16 protein-coding genes and 3 tRNA genes are annotated in these 19,358 nt (G+C 60.9%); all 19 read right to left on the bottom strand.

Annotated features, from left to right (window positions below; genetic code table 11):
* Nucleotides 1-276: 276 nt before the first annotated feature.
* A tRNA-Asp gene (locus KGB07_RS04275) sits at nucleotides 277-353 on the bottom strand.
* Between the two features lie 105 nt (nucleotides 354-458).
* Nucleotides 459-535: transfer RNA gene (locus KGB07_RS04280), tRNA-Asp, on the bottom strand.
* Nucleotides 536-588: 53 nt separating this feature from the next.
* Nucleotides 589-664 (bottom strand) — tRNA-Val (locus tag KGB07_RS04285).
* Nucleotides 665-847: 183 nt separating this feature from the next.
* On the bottom strand, nucleotides 848-1,624 hold the full coding sequence (locus KGB07_RS04290) for an SDR family oxidoreductase (protein WP_046038189.1): 777 nt from the start codon (nucleotides 1,622-1,624) through the stop codon (nucleotides 848-850).
* Nucleotides 1,621-2,832, bottom strand: a complete 1,212-nt coding sequence (locus KGB07_RS04295; protein WP_046038188.1) for an O-succinylhomoserine sulfhydrylase — start codon at nucleotides 2,830-2,832, stop codon at nucleotides 1,621-1,623. The genes KGB07_RS04290 and KGB07_RS04295 overlap by 4 nt, the downstream gene beginning before the upstream one ends.
* A 73-nt stretch (nucleotides 2,833-2,905) precedes the next feature.
* Nucleotides 2,906-4,411: an amidophosphoribosyltransferase gene (gene purF, locus KGB07_RS04300; protein ID WP_046038187.1), complete on the bottom strand. Its 1,506-nt coding sequence runs from the start codon at nucleotides 4,409-4,411 to the stop codon at nucleotides 2,906-2,908.
* Nucleotides 4,412-4,452: 41 nt separating this feature from the next.
* The gene (locus tag KGB07_RS04305; protein WP_007975669.1) at nucleotides 4,453-5,013 is read right to left on the bottom strand and encodes a CvpA family protein; all 561 of its coding nucleotides are present in this window, start codon (nucleotides 5,011-5,013) and stop codon (nucleotides 4,453-4,455) included.
* A 98-nt stretch (nucleotides 5,014-5,111) separates the two neighbouring features.
* Complete coding sequence (locus KGB07_RS04310) at nucleotides 5,112-5,783, bottom strand: SPOR domain-containing protein (RefSeq protein ID WP_223464700.1); 672 nt, start codon at nucleotides 5,781-5,783, stop codon at nucleotides 5,112-5,114.
* The gene (gene folC, locus KGB07_RS04315; protein WP_223464702.1) at nucleotides 5,767-7,074 is read right to left on the bottom strand and encodes a bifunctional tetrahydrofolate synthase/dihydrofolate synthase; all 1,308 of its coding nucleotides are present in this window, start codon (nucleotides 7,072-7,074) and stop codon (nucleotides 5,767-5,769) included. The genes KGB07_RS04310 and folC overlap by 17 nt, the downstream gene beginning before the upstream one ends.
* The gene (gene accD / locus KGB07_RS04320) at nucleotides 7,071-7,991 is read right to left on the bottom strand and encodes an acetyl-CoA carboxylase, carboxyltransferase subunit beta (RefSeq protein WP_046038184.1); all 921 of its coding nucleotides are present in this window, start codon (nucleotides 7,989-7,991) and stop codon (nucleotides 7,071-7,073) included. Before accD ends, folC begins: the two co-directional genes overlap by 4 nt.
* Nucleotides 7,992-8,208: 217 nt before the next feature.
* A complete protein-coding gene (locus KGB07_RS04325; RefSeq protein WP_046038183.1) occupies nucleotides 8,209-8,835 on the bottom strand; it encodes a phosphoribosylanthranilate isomerase in 627 nt (208 codons plus the stop codon).
* Between the two features lie 63 nt (nucleotides 8,836-8,898).
* A complete protein-coding gene (gene truA / locus KGB07_RS04330; RefSeq protein ID WP_046038182.1) occupies nucleotides 8,899-9,723 on the bottom strand; it encodes a tRNA pseudouridine(38-40) synthase TruA in 825 nt (274 codons plus the stop codon).
* 262 nt (nucleotides 9,724-9,985) lie between these two features.
* A complete protein-coding gene (locus tag KGB07_RS04335) occupies nucleotides 9,986-12,595 on the bottom strand; it encodes a FimV/HubP family polar landmark protein (protein WP_046038181.1) in 2,610 nt (869 codons plus the stop codon).
* Nucleotides 12,596-12,800: 205 nt separating this feature from the next.
* Nucleotides 12,801-13,811, bottom strand: coding sequence for an aspartate-semialdehyde dehydrogenase (locus KGB07_RS04340; protein ID WP_223464704.1), 1,011 nt, complete (start codon nucleotides 13,809-13,811; stop codon nucleotides 12,801-12,803).
* 185 nt (nucleotides 13,812-13,996) lie between these two features.
* Complete coding sequence (gene asd / locus KGB07_RS04345; RefSeq protein WP_223464706.1) at nucleotides 13,997-15,109, bottom strand: aspartate-semialdehyde dehydrogenase; 1,113 nt, start codon at nucleotides 15,107-15,109, stop codon at nucleotides 13,997-13,999.
* Between the two features lie 66 nt (nucleotides 15,110-15,175).
* The gene (gene leuB, locus KGB07_RS04350) at nucleotides 15,176-16,258 is read right to left on the bottom strand and encodes a 3-isopropylmalate dehydrogenase (RefSeq protein ID WP_223464708.1); all 1,083 of its coding nucleotides are present in this window, start codon (nucleotides 16,256-16,258) and stop codon (nucleotides 15,176-15,178) included.
* Nucleotides 16,259-16,309: 51 nt separating this feature from the next.
* Entirely contained in the window at nucleotides 16,310-17,077 is a 768-nt protein-coding gene (locus KGB07_RS04355; RefSeq protein WP_046038177.1) for a class I SAM-dependent methyltransferase, read from the bottom strand.
* 144 nt (nucleotides 17,078-17,221) lie between these two features.
* Complete coding sequence (leuD, locus tag KGB07_RS04360) at nucleotides 17,222-17,866, bottom strand: 3-isopropylmalate dehydratase small subunit (RefSeq protein ID WP_103395076.1); 645 nt, start codon at nucleotides 17,864-17,866, stop codon at nucleotides 17,222-17,224.
* 11 nt (nucleotides 17,867-17,877) lie between these two features.
* A complete protein-coding gene (gene leuC, locus KGB07_RS04365; protein WP_046038175.1) occupies nucleotides 17,878-19,296 on the bottom strand; it encodes a 3-isopropylmalate dehydratase large subunit in 1,419 nt (472 codons plus the stop codon).
* Between the last annotated feature and the right edge of the window lie 62 nt (nucleotides 19,297-19,358).

Raw genomic sequence — 19,358 nt, forward strand, 5'->3', positions numbered from 1 at the left:
CCAGCAGTTTGCCTCGGGCTTCCTTCAGATTCGCAGTCACCCGCGACACCCTTGCCTCTGGCTAACACTTCCCCTTGCCGGGTGTGTAGAGGACTTTCACCTCCAAGTCACCAGCGAGGCCACCACAGCCAAGCTGGTTGCGCTTACGCGCAACGCGCCATGCCTGGCGCACAAACAAAAAACCCCGGTCTTTCGACCAGGGTCTTTGCTATCGACTCGAAGTAACCAGTGGTTTCTTCGTAGCTCCAAGGCGTTCAGTGGGCCTCGGGGCAGATATGGCGCAGCGGACGGGACTCGAACCCGCGACCCCCGGCGTGACAGGCCGGTATTCTAACCGACTGAACTACCGCTGCGTATCGCTTTGAGCTGACGCCCAATTAACTCGTCTGATTAAAAGCTCTGAGACTTTTCAATCTCTCTTTCAATCTCGAATCAGGGCGGACCTGACTCGGAAAATATGGCGCAGCGGACGGGACTCGAACCCGCGACCCCCGGCGTGACAGGCCGGTATTCTAACCGACTGAACTACCGCTGCGCGTCGGTGGAGGCATTTCAGCCTACCTCTTGCTTTCGCAAATCTCTCGGAAGTGGTGGGTGATGACGGGATCGAACCGCCGACATTCTGCTTGTAAGGCAGACGCTCTCCCAGCTGAGCTAATCACCCGTTTGCATCTCCGAGGCCGCGAAATTTACGCAGGTAGCGAACCTAAGTCAATAGCAGGATTGAAGTTTTTTTCAAAAACAGCTTTTAGCTGCAAGCTTCAAGCTTCGAGTAAAAGCAAATACGCATACAGCAGGCATACCACCGTCACGCTTTAACTTGCAGCTTGAAGCTTGAAGCTGCCGTTCACTGCTCATAGATCATCTTCTTGGTCATGCCGCCATCGACCACGAATTCCTGGCCGGTGACAAACCCGGCGTTTCTCGACAGCAGCCAGGCCACCATCGCCGCGACGTCCTCGACCGTCCCTACCCTGCCCGCCGGATGCTGGGCATGATCGGCCTCGCTCAATGGCTCGGCACGTCGCACCGAAGGATCACGCGCGTCGATCCAGCCAGGGCTGACGGCATTGACCCGGATCTCCGGACCTAGACTGATGGCCAACGCATGCGTCAGGGCCAACAAACCGCCCTTGCTCGCCGCATAGGCCTCTGTGTCGGGTTCCGACTGCCCCGCGCGGGTCGAGACCAGATTGACGATGGCACCGCTGTGAGCGCGCAGGTACGGCGCACAGTGCTTGGCCAGCAACATCGGCCCACTGAGGTTCACCGCCAACACCCGATTCCAGTGAGCCAGGTCGAGGCTTTCCAGGGTGATGTTGTGCGGATCGGCAACCGCTGCGTTGCATACCAGCGCATCCAGGCGCCCGAACTGGCCGAGCACCTCGGCCACGCCCAGCGCGACTTGCCCCTCGTTGGAGACATCCATGGCGATGAACCAGGCGTTGTCGCCCAGCACTTTCGCCACTTTCGAACCGCGCTCCCGATTCAGGTCCGTCAACACGACTTGCCAGCCTTCGCTGATCAGCCAGGCCGAGATCCCCAGGCCGATGCCCCGCGCAGCTCCGGTCACCAGCGCTACGCGGCCATTTGAGCCAGTGGTCGGTGTAGACAACTCGATCACAACGCAGCCAGACCGCGTGCCAGATCGGCTTGCAAGTCCGCCACGTCTTCCAGGCCGACCGCTACGCGGATCAGGCTGTCACGAATGCCCGCCGCTTCCCGCTCCTGCGGCGCCAGGCGACCATGGGAGGTGGTGCTCGGATGGGTGATGGTGGTCTTGCTGTCGCCCAGGTTGGCGGTGATCGATATCAGGCGCGTGGCATCGATAAAGCGCCAGGCGCCCTCTTTGCCGCCCTTGACCTCAAAACTGACGACCGCACCGAAGCCCTTCTGCTGACGCAGCGCCAGCTCGTGCTGCGGATGGCTCTTGAGGCCGGCGTAGTGGACTTTCTCGATGCCTTCCTGCTGCTCCAGCCACTCGGCCAGTTGCTGGGCGTTGGCGCAATGGGCCTTCATCCGCAGGTTCAGGGTTTCCAAGCCTTTGAGGAAGATCCAGGCATTGAACGGGCTCAGGGTCGGACCGGCGGTACGCAGGAATCCAACCACTTCTTTCATCTGCTCGCTACGACCGGCGACCACGCCACCCATGCAACGACCCTGGCCGTCGATGAACTTGGTGGCCGAGTGCACGACGATGTCCGCGCCCATTTTCAGCGGCTGCTGCAAGGCCGGGGTGCAGAAGCAGTTGTCGACCACCAGCATCGCGCCTTTGGCGTGGGCGATTTTCGACAGCTCGGCGATGTCGACCAACTCGGCCAGCGGGTTGGACGGCGACTCGACAAACAGCAATTTGGTGTTGGCCTTGATTGCCGCATCCCAGCCGGACAAGTCCGCCAGGGCCACGTAATCGACTTCAATGCCAAAACGCTTGAAGTATTTCTCGAACAGGCTGATGGTCGAGCCGAACACGCTGCGCGACACCAGCACATGATCACCGGCGCTGCACAGGCTCATCACCACGGCCATGATCGCGGCCATGCCGGTGGCAGTCGCCACGGCTTGCTCAGCGCTTTCCAGGGCGGCAATGCGCTCTTCGAAGGCGCGTACGGTCGGGTTGGTGTAGCGCGAGTAAACGTTGCCCGGCACTTCGCCAGCGAAGCGCGCAGCGGCGTCGGCGGCGGTACGGAACACGTAGCTGGAAGTGAAGAACATCGGATCACCGTGTTCGCCTTCCGGCGTGCGGTGCTGACCGGCGCGTACGGCCAGGGTATCGAACGCTACGCCTTCTAGGTCGCTGTCCAGCCGACCGGCATCCCAATCCTGACTCATGCTGTCACTCCTTTCCCTATTCTCGTAAATTAAAAGCCAGATACAAAACCGGCCCCTCAGGGCCGGTAACTACTCAGTTGTTGTACAGATCGATGATCGCACTGACTGCCTGCGTCTTGACCTTGGAGGCATCGTTGCGCGCCTGCTCGATCTTGTTCAGGTAAGCCTCGTCGACGTCGCCGGTGACGTACTGGCCGTCGAACACCGCGCAATCGAACTTTTCGATCTTGATCTTGCCGCCACCGACCGCTTCGATCAAGTCAGGCAGGTCCTGATAGATCAGCCAGTCGGCGCCGATCAGGTCAGCCACGTCCTGGGTCGAACGGTTGTGGGCGATCAGCTCGTGAGCGCTCGGCATGTCGATGCCGTAGACGTTCGGGTAGCGAACCGCTGGTGCCGCGGAGCAGAAGTAGACGTTCTTGGCGCCGGCTTCGCGGGCCATCTGGATGATCTGCTTGCACGTGGTGCCGCGAACGATGGAGTCGTCCACCAGCATCACGTTCTTGCCGCGGAATTCCAGTTCGATGGCGTTGAGCTTCTGGCGTACGGATTTTTTCCGCGCGGCCTGGCCCGGCATGATGAAGGTCCGGCCGATGTAGCGGTTCTTCACGAAGCCTTCGCGGAACTTCACGCCCAGGTGGTTCGCCAGTTCCAGCGCGGCGGTGCGACTGGTGTCCGGAATCGGGATGACCACGTCGATGTCGTGATCCGGACGCTCGCGCAGAATCTTCTCGGCCAGTTTCTCACCCATGCGCAGGCGGGCCTTGTAGACCGACACGCCGTCGATGATCGAATCCGGACGCGCCAGGTAGACGTGTTCGAAGATGCACGGCGTCAGGGACGGGTTGGTCGCGCACTGACGGGTGTACAGCTTGCCCTCTTCAGTGATGTAGACCGCTTCGCCCGGCGCCAGGTCGCGAATCAGGGTGAAGCCGAGCACGTCCAGGGAAACACTTTCCGAGGCGATCATGTACTCGACGCCTTCGTCGGTGTGACGCTGGCCGAAGACGATCGGACGGATACCGTGCGGGTCGCGGAAGCCGACGATGCCGTAGCCGGTGATCATCGCCACGACGGCATAACCACCGACGCAACGGTTGTGCACGTCGGTGACGGCGGCGAAAACGTCTTCTTCGGTCGGCTGCAACTTGCCGCGCTGGGCCAGTTCGTGCGCGAACACGTTGAGCAGCACTTCCGAATCGGAGTTGGTGTTGACGTGGCGCAGGTCAGATTCGTAAATCTCCTTGGCCAGTTGTTCAACGTTGGTCAGGTTACCGTTGTGCGCCAAGGTGATGCCGTAAGGCGAGTTGACGTAAAACGGTTGAGCTTCGGCCGACGTCGAGCTGCCCGCGGTTGGATAACGCACATGGCCAATACCCATGTGACCGACCAGGCGCTGCATGTGACGCTGATGGAACACGTCACGTACCAGGCCGTTGTCCTTGCGCAGGAATAACCGGCCATCATGGCTGGTCACGATACCGGCAGCGTCCTGGCCGCGGTGCTGGAGGACGGTTAGCGCGTCATACAGCGCCTGATTGACGTTCGACTTACCGACGATACCGACGATGCCACACATGCGACGCAACCCCTACTTAATGGATCTGAACTGAGCACTACTCACTGAGGCGTTTTGGCCATCGGCAAGAGTTGCTCCTTGAACGGAATATCAGCGGGTACGCTGATTCCGCTGGCAAGCCACTGACTGCTCCACCCGAGGATCAGGTTTTTGGACCAGTCTGCAACCAATAGAAATTTTGGCACGAGCTGTGACTCTTTCCACCACCCGTCCTGCTGTACCGGCCCCAGGCTCAACAGCCCGACGGCGATGACCACCAGCAACCCGCCACGCGCGGCGCCGAAGGCCATCCCGAGGAATCGGTCGGTCCCGGAGAGCCCGGTGACGCGAACCAGTTCGCCGATAAGATAATTGATCATTGCGCCTACGATTAAAGTGGCGACAAACATGATGGCACAGCCCGTAATTATACGTGCCGATGGCGTTTGAATGTACCCGCCGAGGTACTCGGACAGTGAGCCACCGAACATCCAGGCTACGACTCCTGCGATGATCCAGGTCAGCAGCGACAGTGCTTCTTTGACGAAGCCGCGGCTCAGACTGATCAATGCGGAGATGGCGACGATTGCTACGATCGCCCAGTCAACCCAGGTAAATGGCACAGTGCAGCCTACAGACGGATAAGGCGGCGCATTTTAGCAGAGCCCATGCTTATCGGTAAGCTGCGATTGTCAGTGCATTTCATATCGAGGCGATAGTTTTAGCCACGTTCCGGCTGAAAGCGCACCACAAACCCCTTGAGGTTCTGCTGGCGGTTCAGCAAGTCACGCAGCCGGTCGGCTTCAGCGCGCTCGATCAACGGCCCGACAAACACCCGGTTTTTGCCGTCGGCGGTACGGATGTAGGCGTTGTAGCCCTGGCTGCGCAGGGTTTTCTGAAGCTTTTCCGCGCTTTCACGGCTCGACAGGCTGGCCAGCTGCACCGACCAGCTGACAGACAAACCATTGGCATCGACACGGCTTTGCGTGGTGTCCGGCTTGCCCGGTGCCGCGGTGATCGGCTGGGCAGGCGCCGTTGCAGGTTTAGCCGCCAAAGCCGGGACCGGCGCAGGTGCAGCCGGCTTGGCTGCTGGCGCTGGAGCAACGGGTGCAACTGGTGCAACTGGTGCAGTTGGCACCGCCGATTCCTGCTGGGCGATTTCGTCATCGCTCGGCACAGGTTCCTGAGGCAGCGTTTGTGGTTCAGGCACCACCACCGGCTCGACCTGTACCTGGGGCATCGCTGGCGCCTGCGGAGCCGCAGGCGCTTCGACCGTCACCTGGCGCTGTTCGTCCTGGCGGGAAAACAGCATCGGCAGAAAAATCACCGCCAGCGCGACCAATACCAGGGCGCCAACCATGCGCTGTTTGTATGCCTTATCCAGCAATGCCATTTGCCGCTTCCTCCGTGGAGCGCCGGGCCAGCCATTCAAGGGCCTCGGCGACACAATAAAATGATCCGAACAACAGGATTTCGTCGTCGTTCGAGGCCTGCGCGCATTGCCCTTCCAGGGCGGCCGCTACGCTGCCGTATGATGTAACCGACGCACCAAGACCTTGCAACGCATCGTGCAAATCCGCAACCGGACGCGCCCGAGGCGAATCCAGTGGTGCAACGGCCCAGTGCTGGACACTAGCATTCAATTCGCCGACAACACCACCCAGGTCTTTGTCCGACAGCAGCCCGAACACCGCCAGACGCTTGCCGACCGGCGGGCGACTGGCCAGGCGACGAGCCAGATACTCCGCCGCATGGGGGTTGTGCCCCACATCCAGCAATAGATTCAAGCGCTTGCCTTGCCACTCGAACTCACGGCGATCCAGACGACCGACCACCTTCGTTGCCCGCAGCGCCTCGATAATCTGCGCATCCACCCAAGGCAAGCCGAGCAGCAGGTACGCCTGCAACGCCAGCGCAGCGTTTTCCATCGGCAGATCGAGCAGTGGGAGGTCGCGCAGTTCAATCGCGCGCCCTTGCCTATCGACACCGCGCCATTGCCAGTTGTGATCGGTCACACCGAGGTCAAAATCGCGCCCACGCAGGAAAAACGGGCAATTGAGCTCGCGCGCCTTGTCCAGCAGAGGTTGTGGAGGATTCAGATCGCCACAGAGCGCAGGCGCGCCCTTACGGAAAATACCGGCCTTCTCGAAGGCCACGGACTCTCGGGTATCACCCAGGTAATCCGCATGATCGACGCCGATGCTGGTGACCAGCGCCATGTCGGCGTCCACCACGTTGACCGTATCCAGACGACCGCCCAGACCGACTTCCAGCACCACCGCATCGAGCCCGGAGCGCTGGAACAGCCAGAATGCCGCCAGGGTGCCCATTTCGAAGTACGTCAGGGAAGTGTCGCCGCGCCCGGCCTCTACCGCGACAAAGGCCTCGCACAGCTCGGTATCAGTGGCTTCGACACCATCGACCGTTACCCGCTCGTTGTAACGCAGCAGGTGCGGGGAGTTGTAAACCCCCACTTTCAAGCCCTGGGCCCGCAGCAAGGACGCCACGAACGCACAGGTGGAACCCTTGCCGTTGGTCCCGGTGACCGTGATCACCCGAGGCGCCGGCTTGCCCAGTCCCATGCGGGACGCTACCTGCTGCGACCGCTCCAGGCCCATGTCGATGGCCGAAGGGTGCAACTGCTCAAGGTAGGCGAGCCATTCGCCAAGGGTACGTTGGGTCATAGGCTGGCAGGTACCGGTGGAACCACGATCGGCTCGATAGGTGCAGCCACGAACTTCGGCGTCGGCTGGCCCATCATTTGCGCCAGCAGGTTGCCCAGGCGTGGACGCAGTTCCTGACGGTCGATGATCATGTCGATGGCACCGTGCTCCAGCAGGAACTCGCTGCGCTGGAAGCCTTCCGGCAGTTTTTCACGCACGGTCTGCTCGATCACGCGCGGACCGGCAAAACCGATCAACGCCTTCGGCTCGCCGACAATCACGTCGCCCAGCATCGCCAGACTGGCGGAAACGCCGCCGTAGACCGGATCGGTCAACACGGAAATGAACGGGATGCCTTCTTCGCGCAGACGAGCCAGCACCGCGGAGGTCTTGGCCATTTGCATCAGGGAAATCAGCGCTTCCTGCATCCGCGCACCGCCGGAAGCGGCGAAGCAGATCATCGGGCAACGTTTTTCCAGGGCGTAGTTGGCGGCGCGAACGAAACGCTCACCGACGATGGCGCCCATCGAACCGCCCATGAAGGAAAACTCAAACGCCGAAACCACCACCGGCATGCCCAGCAAAGTACCGCTCATGGAAACCAGCGCGTCTTTTTCGCCGGTCTGCTTTTGTGCAGCGGTCAGGCGGTCCTTGTACTTCTTGCCGTCGCGGAACTTCAGACGGTCAACCGGCTCCAGGTCCGCACCCAGCTCGGCACGGCCTTCAACATCGAGGAAGATGTCGATACGGGCACGGGCGCCGATACGCATGTGATGGTTGCACTTGGGGCAAACGTCCAGGGTCTTTTCCAGCTCTGGACGATACAGCACAGCCTCGCAAGACGGGCATTTGTGCCAAAGACCTTCAGGCACCGAGCTCTTCTTGACCTCGGAACGCATGATCGAAGGGATCAGTTTGTCTACTAACCAGTTGCTCATGCTTTCTTTCTCCAGTACCGGCGGCCCGAACGCTCTGGTTCGCGGCCCCGTGTATGCCCTAGCGCTAAATTCATGTGTGCGAAGAGGGTTGATGGACTGCCACGGTCAGCGCGAAACATGACCTGCGTGCAACCACAAACCCTCGGATCTGCCTGCTGTGTGCAGTGCATCCGCTTTGTACAGTGCAGTGGACGGCGGCAGTCTGCCAGCCGTCACATCAACAGGTGCTACCGCGTACCGCTTTGATAAATGCCTGAACCTTGGCGTGATCCTTGATGCCCTTGCTCGCCTCTACCCCGCCGCTGACATCCACGGCATAAGGCCGAACGCGGGCTATCGCTTCGGCGACGTTTTCCGGCGTCAGACCGCCCGCCAGAATGATCGGCTTGCTCAAGCCTTGCGGTATCAATGACCAGTCAAATGCCTCCCCGGTTCCTCCGGGAACGCCTTCGACATAGGTATCGAGCAGGATTGCGCTGGCACTGGCATAAGCATCGCAAGCCGCGGCGATGTCATCTCCCGCCTTGACCCGCAGCGCCTTGATGTACGGACGGTGCCAGCCTTCGCACTCGGCCGCGCTTTCATCGCCGTGAAATTGCAGCAAGTCCAGGGGTACCGCGTCGAGCAGCTCACCTAACTCGCAACGGCTCGCATTGACGAACAGTCCCACGGTGGTCACGAATGGCGGCAGCGCCTTGATGATCGAGCGCGCCTGCTGGAACGTCACCGCACGGGGGCTTTTGGCGTAGAACACGAATCCGATGGCATCCGCCCCGGCCTCGATGGCTGCCAACGCATCCTCTATGCGGGTAATCCCACAGATCTTGCTGCGAACGGCTGACATGTCGACACAACTCCAAGACAAATCCGGGAAAGTCCCGGATGGTAACAAAAGCATTCGAGGGCGTCAGCCGCCAAGTTCCGAGAAGCCGGTCAGGAAGTGTGGACCGATGTAACGCTCGGGCAATTGGAACTCGTCACGGTACTCGACCTGAACCAGATACAAACCGAAGGGATGCGCGGTCACGCCACCGGTGCGTCGAATCCGGCTCTCCAGCACGTCTTTCATCCACTCCACCGGACGCTCTCCGGCACCAATGGTCATCAGCACACCAGCAATGTTGCGCACCATGTGATGCAGGAAGGCGCTGGCGCGAATATCCAGCACGATCATCTTGCCGTGACGGGTGACGCGCAGGTGATGCAGCTCCTTGATCGGCGACTTGGCCTGGCACTGGCCGGCGCGAAAAGCACTGAAATCATGGGTACCGAGCAGGTATTGAGCGGCCTCGGCCATGCGCTCGACGTCCAGCGGACGGTGGTTCCAGGTCACTTCTTCGTTCAGGTGCGCCGGGCGAATCTGATCGTTGTAGATCACGTAGCGATAACGCCGGGCAATGGCCTTGAACCGCGCATGAAAATGCGCCGGCATGACCTTGGCCCAACTGACACTGACGTCGTGGGGCAAGTTGATGTTGGCGCCCATGGTCCAGGCCTTCATCGAACGCTCGACCTGGGTGTCGAAATGCACCACCTGTCCGCAGGCATGCACCCCGGCGTCGGTACGCCCGGCGCACATCAGCGAAACGGGTGAGTCGGCGACTTTGGACAAGGCGTTTTCGAGGGTTTCCTGCACGGTAAGCACCCCGGACGCCTGGCGCTGCCAGCCGCGGTAGCGCGAGCCTTTGTATTCGACGCCCAGCGCGATCCGGAAAAAGCCGTCGGCTGCCATTTCGGCGGCCGGGTTATCTATATTTGCCAAGGAGGGACAGCCTGATGATGTACCAAAGGCCGGCATTATAAGGCCGCCGGGCGGGGATGCCAGAGGGATCTCCACTGACTGTTCCGGCCTCATCGCGGGCAAGCCCGCTCCCACAGGGTTCTGTGGCGCTCGCAAAGTCTGCGAAGGGGCCACTGCAGACGACATCAACTCATCGACCAAACAAAAACGGCAGCATCAATAGGCTGCCGCTTTTTTACAATCTACCGATCACTCAAGCCAGGCGCGAAAGCATTTCCTCGGCTTCACTCTTCTGCTCGGCACTGCCTTCGCTTACCACCTCATTGAGGATGTCACGAGCACCGTCGCTGTCGCCCATGTCGATATAGGCCTGAGCCAGATCGAGCTTGGTAGCGGCTTCGTCAGTGCCCGAGAGGAAGTCGAAGTCATCATCGCTATCCAGCGCGGCATCAGCTTCGGTAAAGGTCGGCTCGCCGATGCTGTTGGACAGGCTCTCCAGTTCGGCGTTGACATCATCCAGCTCGGCCGCGAACGCATCCGGTGCGCCCATTTCGTCGGCCAGCGACAGATCGAAATCGGCCGGCAATTCCAGGTCATCCAGCGCGACCTCAGGAACAGCTGGGGTTTCGGCAACCGGGAAATCCTTCACGCCCTCATCCAGATCCAGCAGGAAATCGTCTTCAGCCAACATTGCCGGTGACGGTTGCGCACCGAGATCCAGGTCAAGGTCGAAGTCCGACAGATCGTCGAGGCTTTCCTTGATTTCATTCTGCTGCTGCAACACCGACTCAAAACTCAGATCGTCGTCCAGCGGGAACTCTTCCAGGTCTGCCAGCGCCGCCACTTCAGGTTCCGGTGCAGGGACAGGCGCAGGCGCCACAGGTGTAATCGCGTCCAGATCATCCAGGCTCAGGTCGAAGGCGCTGTCGAGGTCATCCTCGAACGGCATTGGCTCTGGCTCTGGCGCCGGCGCTTGCGGCTCATCGAGCAACAGGTCCTTGACGTATTGCGCGTCCAGCTCGGCAGCAACAGCGGCTGCGGCGATGCCACCGGCAGCCACCAGTGCCATGGCCGGGAAGCGGCTTTTGAGCTTTTCAACCTGGGCGAAGTTGTCGCCATTGGCCACCAACTGACGCTCCTGGCCGACGAACGCATCGCGGTCGCCTTGCTGGCCGTAGACTTCCATCAGTTTCAAGCGCAAGTCGCTGCGCTTGGGCTCTTGCTTGACGCCGTCCTCCAGCAACGCGGCAGCCTGGTTCAGGCGACCGGCATTGATGTGCGCTTGAGCCTGGCCCAGCACGTCGTCGGAACGCTCGGCAGCGGGCGCCACCAATGGCGCGGCGATCGGCGTGGTCATCACCACCGGAGCAACCACCGGCGCTGGCGCGGGAGCAGGCGCCGGGGCATTCGCCAGCTTCACGCTCGGCGGCGGAACTTCCAGGCCATCGAAGCTGCTTTCCGGCAAGTCGAGATCGGCCGAGAACGGCTGCTCCTCGGCCAGGGCACGGGCCATGCGCAGATGCTTCTCGGCTTCTTGCTGGGCTTTGCGGCGACGGGCCAGCAACAGCAGCAAGAGCAGCAGAATTACCGCACCGCCACCCACCAGACCCAGCAGCACCGGATTGGTCAGCAATTCATTGAATTTCTGATCGTCGGATGCCGCTGGTGTCGCTTCAACGGGCTTCTCGGCCACCGCCGGAGTTGCCTCGGAGGCAGGCGCAGCGGCAACCGGTGCAGGCGCTGCGGCCGGGTTGGCAGCCAGCTCGGCCGACATTGCCGGTGCTGTCGCAGCCGCTGGTGCAGCCGCAGAACCCTCGGTTTGCAACTTGGCCAGTTGATTGTTCTTCAGCTCGATCAGGCGCTGCAGCTTGTCCACCTGACTTTGCAGGTCGGCCATGCGGCTTTTCAGTTCGGCGTTATCACGACGACTGGTGTCGAGGCTTTCCTGGGTCACCGCCAGCTTGTTGCTGAGGGCCTTGGCATCTCCGGCAGCCCCTTTGCCAGGGTTCTTGCCGGATTCGGCAGACACCAAGCTCAGTTTGTCGGTGGCCGCTTGCGCCGGAGCAACATCGGTGCGAGCGCGATTGGTGGCGTCAAGCTGTTGCTGCCCTGCCCCGGGTTTCGCCACATAACGGCGACCCTGGCGCCAGGCCTTGTTCTGTGCGGCCACTTCGGCAATGGCCTTGGTTTGCGGCAGGCCGGTGCTCTGTGCCTGATCCGGCATGCGCAGCACCTGGCCGGTTTTCAGGCGGTTGATGTTGCCATCAATGAAGGCGTCCGGGTTCAGCGCCTGGATAGCCAGCATGGTTTGCTGGATCGAACCGCCATTACGTGCCTTCGCGGCGATTTCCCACAGGGTATCGCGCGGCGTGGTGGTGTATTGGGACGGCTTGGTCGCACCAGTGACGGGCGCGGCAACCGTTGAGGTCGGTTGCGCAGCCGCTTCAGCGGTTTGCGGCGAGAATTTGGACGGATCGAGCAGCACACTGTAGTCGCGCAGCAAACGGCCGTTCGGCCACATGACCTGAACCAGGAATTTCACCATGGGTTCGGAGAGTGGCTTGCTGGAGGTCACGCGCAGGATGCTTTTGCCGCTGGCGTTGAGCACCGGGGTGAAGGTCAAGTCGTTGAGAAACGCCTGGCGGTCGACACCGGCCTTGGCGAAATCGTCTGGTGAGGCCAGGCTCGGCACCACTTCGGCGGCGGTGAGATCCTTGACATCGAGCAGCTCGATTTCCGCCACCAACGGCTGGTTGAGCGTCGATTTCAGGGTCAACTCCCCGAGCCCGAGGGCATGCGCCATACCGGAGGACAGCGCCGAGGCGGCCGCTATTGCTAACACCAGTTTGCGAACTTGAACCATTAGCTCATCCTTAGTTTGAACATTCCTCGGCCAGCGAGAAGGTATTGATAGCCGCTGCCGTAAGGCATTGCGCGCAACGGCGAGGGTCGTCGCGCGCGGTCATTTCATTGATGCCCGGCAAAGCCCCGCAGAGTGGCTCGCCTTCAGCACCCCGGCAAGCATAGGCTCGCGGGGAATCATTCGACAAATTGTTGCAAAGTATCTTTTACAGCAGGTCTTTTATCAACAACTCGGCCAGCTGCACAGCGTTGAGCGCCGCGCCTTTGCGTACGTTATCTGACGTCAGCCACAGATTAAGTTCCGACGGGTCGTCAATACCCAGGCGAACCCGACCGACGTAGACCACATCCTGACCTACCGCATCGCCCACCGGAGTCGGGTAATCGCCGGCTTCCACCAGCTCGATGCCGGGTGCGTCTTCCAGGGCCGCATTGACTTTCCCCAGGTCGATTTCACTCGCGGACTGCAGGGTCACGCTATAGCTATCGCCAAAAAACACCGGGGCTTGAATGCAAGTGACGGAAATCTTCAATGAAGGCAGCGCCATGACCTGACGCAGCTCACGCACCAGGCGTTTTTCCAGCAACGTATGACCTTGCTCATCTGGCTTGCCGACCTGGGCCAAAAGGTTGAAGGCCATCTGCCGATCAAAGAATTTCGGCTCCAGTGGACGCACATTCAGCAGCTCGGCGGTCTGCCGGGCGAGCTCGGTCACGGCTTCGCGGCCCTGGGCCGATACCGCAAGGCTCGCGGTCAGGCTGACGCGCTGCAAATCAAGCAAACCCATCAGGGGCGCGAGCACCACTGCCAGGGTGGTGGCCGACGGGCTTGGGCTGCTGACCTGAAAGGGCTTTTTCAAGCCGGCCAACACCTGGGCGTTGGCCTCAGGCACGACCTGTGGCGCCTTTTCAGCTGCCAGGGCACCGGAGAGATCGATCACCGAGCAACCGGCATCGGTCGCGCGGGAAGCGAAACTCAACGAAACCGCCGGGCCGGCGGCAAAGAATGCTAATTGCACCTTGCTGAAGTCGAACTCATCGACTTCCCGCACCCGCACGTTCTTGCCGCGAAACGGCACCGAACTGCCGGCCGATTCGCTGCTGGCCAACAGGTGAAGAGTGCCGATCGGGAAATCGCGTTCTTCGAGAATCTGCACGAGTGTTTCGCCGACAGTACCGGTGGCGCCGATCACGGCAATATCAATGGTCTGGCTCATGGGTTTTACCTCTGGCGAAACGGGGGGAGCGGCACTTTACCGGGTGGGTGAGATACAGGCAATTCTGCCGGGTCTTGCGGTGACCGCGAAGAGGCCGGTATGGGCAACCAATAAACTTCAGACTGTCAGGGATAAAAAAACCCGTGCCTCTTTCAAGGCGCGGGTTCTTTCATTGCATCAACCGATCAACGCTCGAGCAGGATCCGCAGCATGCGACGCAGCGGTTCGGCCGCGCCCCACAGCAACTGGTCGCCGACGGTAAACGCGCCGATAAATTGCGAACCCATGTTCAGTTTACGCAGACGGCCAACCGGAATGTTCAGGGTGCCGGTGACCTTGTTCGGGCTCAGCTCCTGGATGCTGGTTTCGCGGCTGTTCGGTACCAGCTTGACCCAAGGGTTGTGCTGGCTGATCAGCCCTTCGATATCAGCGATCGGTACGTCTTTGTTCAGCTTGATGGTCAGTGCCTGGCTGTGGCAGCGCATGGCGCCGATGCGCACGCAGATGCCATCGACCGGAATCGGGCTCTTGAAGCGACCGAGGATCTTGTTGGTCTCGGCCTGAGCTTTCCACTCTTCACGGCTCTGACCGTTCGGCAGTTCCTTGTCGATCCACGGGATCAGGCTGCCGGCCAGCGGTACGCCGAAGTTTTCGGTCGGGTACGCGTCGCTGCGCATGGCTTCGGCCACACGACGGTCGATGTCGAGGATCGCGCTGGCCGGATCGGCCAGTTGATCTGCAACAGCGGCGTGGGTCGCGCCCATTTGCTTGATCAGTTCACGCATGTTCTGCGCGCCGGCACCGGAGGCCGCCTGATAGGTCATGGCGCTCATCCACTCCACCAGGCCAGCCTCGAACAGGCCACCAAGGCCCATCAGCATCAGGCTGACGGTGCAGTTGCCGCCGATATAGTTCTTGGTGCCCGCATCCAGCTGCTGGTCGATCACCTTGCGGTTGACCGGATCCAGAACGATCACCGCGTCATCCTGCATGCGCAGGCTGGAAGCGGCGTCAATCCAGTAACCCTGCCAGCCGGCTTCACGCAGCTTGGGGAAGACTTCGCTGGTGTAGTCGCCACCCTGGCAGGTCAGAATCACGTCGAGGGTTTTCAGCTCTTCAATGCTGTAAGCGTCCTTGAGCGGAGCAATGTCCTTGCCCACGGACGGGCCTTGGCCACCGACATTGGAAGTGGTGAAAAACACCGGCTCGATAAGATCGAAATCCTGCTCTTCCAGCATCCGCTGCATGAGCACGGAACCGACCATACCGCGCCAACCGATCAGACCTACACGTTTCATCGCAACTACACCTTCTTGAAATGTGGGCCGCTACCTTGTCTTGAATTTGGCAGCGGGCCCGAGAGATTACAGATTCCGCAGCGCGGCGACTACTGCGTCACCCATTTCCTGCGTACCGACTTTAGTGCAACCGGCCGACCAGATGTCACCGGTGCGCAAGCCCTGATCCAGCACCAGGCTGACGGCTTTCTCGATGGCATCGGCCGCGGCCTGCTGGCTGAAGCTGTAGCGCAGCATCATCGACACCGACAAAATGGTCGCCAACGGGTTGGCAATGCCCTTGCCCGCGATGTCCGGCGCCGAACCGTGGCACGGTTCGTACATGCCTTTGTTGTTGGTGTCCAGGGACGCCGACGGCAGCATGCCGATGGAACCGGTGAGCATCGAGGCCTGGTCGGACAGGATGTCGCCGAACATGTTGTCGGTGACGATCACGTCGAACTGCTTCGGTGCGCGCACCAGTTGCATCGCGGCGTTGTCGACGTACATGTGGCTCAGTTCGACTTCAGGATAATCCTTGGCCACTTGTTCGACCACTTCACGCCACAGTTGGCTGGAGGCCAGTACGTTGGCCTTGTCCACTGAGCACAGCTTCTTGCCACGGACCATGGCCATGTCGAAACCGACACGGGCGATGCGGCGGATTTCGCTTTCGCTGTACGGCAGGGTGTCGTAGGACTGACGCTCGCCGTTTTCCAGAGTGCGGGTGCCGCGTGGCGCGCCGAAGTAGATGCCGCCGGTCAGTTCGCGAACGATCAGGATGTCCAGCCCGGAAACGATTTCCGGCTTCAGGCTGGAAGCCTCGGCCAACTGCGGGTACAGGATCGCCGGACGCAGGTTACCGAACAGGCCCAGTTGCGCACGGATCTTCAGCAGGCCACGCTCAGGGCGGATGTCACGTTCGATGGCATCCCATTTCGGACCGCCAACGGCGCCCAGCAACACGGCGTCGGCCGCGCGGGCACGTTCCAGGGTCTCGTCGGCCAACGGCACGCCGTGCTTGTCGATGGCTGCACCACCGATCACGTCGTGGCTCAGCTCGAAACCCAGGGAGAACTTGTCGCTGGCCAATTCCAGCACCTTGACCGCTTCGGCCATGATTTCCGGGCCAATACCGTCACCTGGGAGAATCAGAATCTGCTTGCTCATGCTTTCCTCATGTCATCAGTCGGTGCGCCCTTGGACGCACCCGGAAAAATTCTATCGCTCAGCCATCAGCACCAGTACATCGGTGCTGAACGAACCATCGGCCTCAATCTCAAAATATTCGCGTACTTCATTGCCCATCGACTGCTGCAACTCGCGGATCGCCGCGCGCATCACTTCAGGCGTGCGCATGCGCTCGACCCAGCTGTTGTACTCCAGGCGCAGGCGCTGACGAGTGGTACTGCGGGTGTGCAGCCCCGCCTCGCTGACCTGGCGCAACCACTCGCCGGCGGAATAATCGCGCACATGGCTGGTGTCGCGCAGCACTTCGACGCTTTGCAGGTAAGTGTCGAACAGCGGGCTACCCGGTGACAACACGTCGACGAACGCCGCCACACCGCCCGGCTTAAGGACTCGACGCACCTCACGCAGGGCCACGCCCAGATCACTCCAATGGTGCGCCGAATAGCGGCTGAAGACGAAATCGAATTCGCCATCAGCGAACGGCAGGCGCTCAGCGGCACCGTTGACCGTGGTCACGTTGCTCAAGCCACGATCGGCAGCGGCAGCGGTCACCACGTCGAGCATTTGCTGCGACAGGTCGTAGGCCACCACTTCTTTCACCAAAGAGGCTACGTGAAAACTCACGTGACCGGCACCGCAACCCAGGTCCAGGACCCGGGCATCACCCCGCCCTGCCAGCTCGGCCTGTAGCAGCGCGAATTCAGTGCCTTGAGCGTGTACGGCGCTGCTCAGGTAGGCCGAGGCCTGTTCACCGAATTGTTTCTGGACTACCTGGCTGTGTCGGGCGGTGCTGGTCATGGGGACTTCCTTTTGGGGGTGAGTCTTGGGGTGTCTGTTCTGGCCTCATCGCGAGCAAGCTCGCTCCCACAGGTTTTGTTTACGCCGCAAATCCAATGTGGGAGCGAGCCTGCTCGCGATGGCGTCATTACGCCTTACGCAAAATCAAGCGTCGCGAAACAACCAAGGCTGGCTCGCACGATGCTTGGCTTCAAACGTCGCAATCGCATCGCCGTCCTGCAAGGTCAGGCCGATATCGTCCAGGCCGTTGAGCAGGCAGTGTTTGCGGAAGGCATCGATTTCGAAGCTCAACACCTTGCCGTCAGGGCGGGTCACGGTCTGGGCTTGCAGATCGACCTGCAACTGGTAGCCCGGATTGGCCTCGACCTGCTGGAACAGTTCGTCGACTTCGGCATCACTCAAGATGATCGGCAGCAAGCCGTTCTTGAAGCTGTTGTTGAAGAAGATGTCGGCATAGCTCGGCGCGATGATGCTGCGGAAACCGTATTCTTCCAGGGCCCACGGCGCGTGTTCACGGCTGGAGCCGCAACCGAAGTTCTCACGGGCCAGCAACACGCTGGCGCCCTGGTAACGTTCAGCGTTGAGGACGAAGTCCTTGTTCAGCGGACGCTTTGAGTTGTCCTGGTAAGGCTGGCCCACATCCAGGTAGCGCCATTCATCGAACAGGTTCGGGCCAAAGCCCGTGCGTTTGATCGACTTCAGGAATTGTTTCGGAATGATCTGATCGGTGTCGACGTTGGCACGATCCAAAGGCGCGACAAGTCCAGTGTGCTGGGTAAAAGCTTTCATGCTGCGCTCCTTTAGATCAATTCACGGACGTCGATGAAACGACCGTTCACAGCGGCGGCGGCGGCCATGGCCGGGCTGACGAGGTGGGTACGACCACCGGCGCCCTGACGGCCTTCGAAGTTACGGTTGGAGGTCGAGGCGCAATGCTCGCCGGACTCCAAGCGGTCCGGGTTCATCGCCAGGCACATCGAGCAACCCGGCTCGCGCCATTCGAAACCGGCTTCGAGGAAAATCTTGTCCAGGCCTTCCGATTCAGCCTGGGCTTTGACCAGACCCGAGCCCGGCACCACGATGGCCTGCTTGATGGTCGAGGCCACTTTGCGGCCCTTGGCGATTACCGCCGCAGCGCGCAAGTCTTCGATCCGCGAGTTGGTGCAGGAACCGATGAACACGCGGTCGAGCTGAATGTCGGTGATCGCCTGGTTGGCGGTCAACCCCATGTATTTCAAGGCGCGCTCGATGGAGCCGCGCTTGACCAGGTCCATTTCCTTCGCAGGATCCGGCACGTTCTGGTCCACCGCCAACACCATCTCAGGCGAAGTGCCCCAGCTGACTTGCGGCTTGATCTGGGTGGCGTCGAGTTCGACAACAGTATCGAACTTGGCGTCGGCATCAGACACCAGGTCTTTCCAGGCTTCGACGGCCAGGTCCCATTCCGCGCCTTTCGGAGCAAATGGACGGCCCTTGACGTAAGCAACGGTCTTTTCGTCCGCGGCCACCAGGCCTACGCGAGCGCCGGCCTCGATGGACATGTTGCAGATGGTCATGCGGCCTTCGACGGACAGATCGCGAATCGCGCTGCCGGCGAATTCGATGGCGTGGCCGTTACCGCCGGCGGTGCCGATCTTGCCGATCACGGCGAGCACGATGTCTTTGGCGGTCACGCCGAACGGCAATTGGCCTTCGACGCGCACCAGCATGTTTTTCATTTTTTTGGCGACCAGGCACTGGGTGGCGAGCACATGCTCGACCTCGGAGGTGCCGATACCGTGAGCCAATGCGCCGAATGCGCCGTGGGTCGAGGTGTGGGAGTCGCCGCAGACCACGGTCATGCCCGGCAAGGTTGCGCCCTGCTCCGGGCCGATGACGTGGACGATGCCCTGGCGAACGTCGTTCATCTTGAACTCGACGATGCCGTATTCATCGCAGTTGTCGTCGAGGGTCTGGACTTGCAGGCGCGAGACCTGGTCAACGATGGCGTCGATGCCGCCCTTGCGCTCCGGCGTGGTCGGTACGTTGTGGTCCGGGGTCGCGATGTTGGCATCGATGCGCCATGGCTTGCGCCCGGCCAGACGCAGGCCTTCGAAGGCTTGCGGCGAGGTCACTTCGTGGATGATGTGACGATCGATGTAGATCAGCGCAGAGCCATCGTCGCGCTGCTTGACCAAATGCGAATCCCAGAGCTTGTCGTAGAGCGTTTTGCCGGCCATCAGACGGTTCCTCATCAGCTTGTTTCTATGCCCCGGGTCTTGAAGTGCTCAATAACCCTTTG

This window comes from Pseudomonas sp. GL-RE-26 (assembly GCF_019956275.1).
Taxonomy (GTDB): Bacteria; Pseudomonadota; Gammaproteobacteria; order Pseudomonadales; family Pseudomonadaceae; genus Aquipseudomonas; species Aquipseudomonas grandcourensis.

Excerpts from the sequence above, each read along its gene's own strand:
- KGB07_RS04295 (WP_046038188.1), bottom strand. The coding sequence starts at position 2,832 with ATGAGTCAGGATTGGGATGCCGGTCGGCTGGACAGCGACCTAGAAGGC.
- purF (WP_046038187.1), bottom strand. The coding sequence starts at position 4,411 with ATGTGTGGCATCGTCGGTATCGTCGGTAAGTCGAACGTCAATCAGGCG.
- KGB07_RS04310 (WP_223464700.1), bottom strand. The coding sequence starts at position 5,783 with ATGGCATTGCTGGATAAGGCATACAAACAGCGCATGGTTGGCGCCCTG.
- folC (WP_223464702.1), bottom strand. The coding sequence starts at position 7,074 with ATGACCCAACGTACCCTTGGCGAATGGCTCGCCTACCTTGAGCAGTTG.
- accD (WP_046038184.1), bottom strand. The coding sequence starts at position 7,991 with ATGAGCAACTGGTTAGTAGACAAACTGATCCCTTCGATCATGCGTTCC.
- KGB07_RS04325 (WP_046038183.1), bottom strand. The coding sequence starts at position 8,835 with ATGTCAGCCGTTCGCAGCAAGATCTGTGGGATTACCCGCATAGAGGAT.
- truA (WP_046038182.1), bottom strand. The coding sequence starts at position 9,723 with ATGGCAGCCGACGGCTTTTTCCGGATCGCGCTGGGCGTCGAATACAAA.
- KGB07_RS04335 (WP_046038181.1), bottom strand. The coding sequence starts at position 12,595 with ATGGTTCAAGTTCGCAAACTGGTGTTAGCAATAGCGGCCGCCTCGGCG.
- KGB07_RS04340 (WP_223464704.1), bottom strand. The coding sequence starts at position 13,811 with ATGAGCCAGACCATTGATATTGCCGTGATCGGCGCCACCGGTACTGTC.
- asd (WP_223464706.1), bottom strand. The coding sequence starts at position 15,109 with ATGAAACGTGTAGGTCTGATCGGTTGGCGCGGTATGGTCGGTTCCGTG.
- leuB (WP_223464708.1), bottom strand. The coding sequence starts at position 16,258 with ATGAGCAAGCAGATTCTGATTCTCCCAGGTGACGGTATTGGCCCGGAA.
- KGB07_RS04355 (WP_046038177.1), bottom strand. The coding sequence starts at position 17,077 with ATGACCAGCACCGCCCGACACAGCCAGGTAGTCCAGAAACAATTCGGT.
- leuD (WP_103395076.1), bottom strand. The coding sequence starts at position 17,866 with ATGAAAGCTTTTACCCAGCACACTGGACTTGTCGCGCCTTTGGATCGT.
- leuC (WP_046038175.1), bottom strand. The coding sequence starts at position 19,296 with ATGGCCGGCAAAACGCTCTACGACAAGCTCTGGGATTCGCATTTGGTC.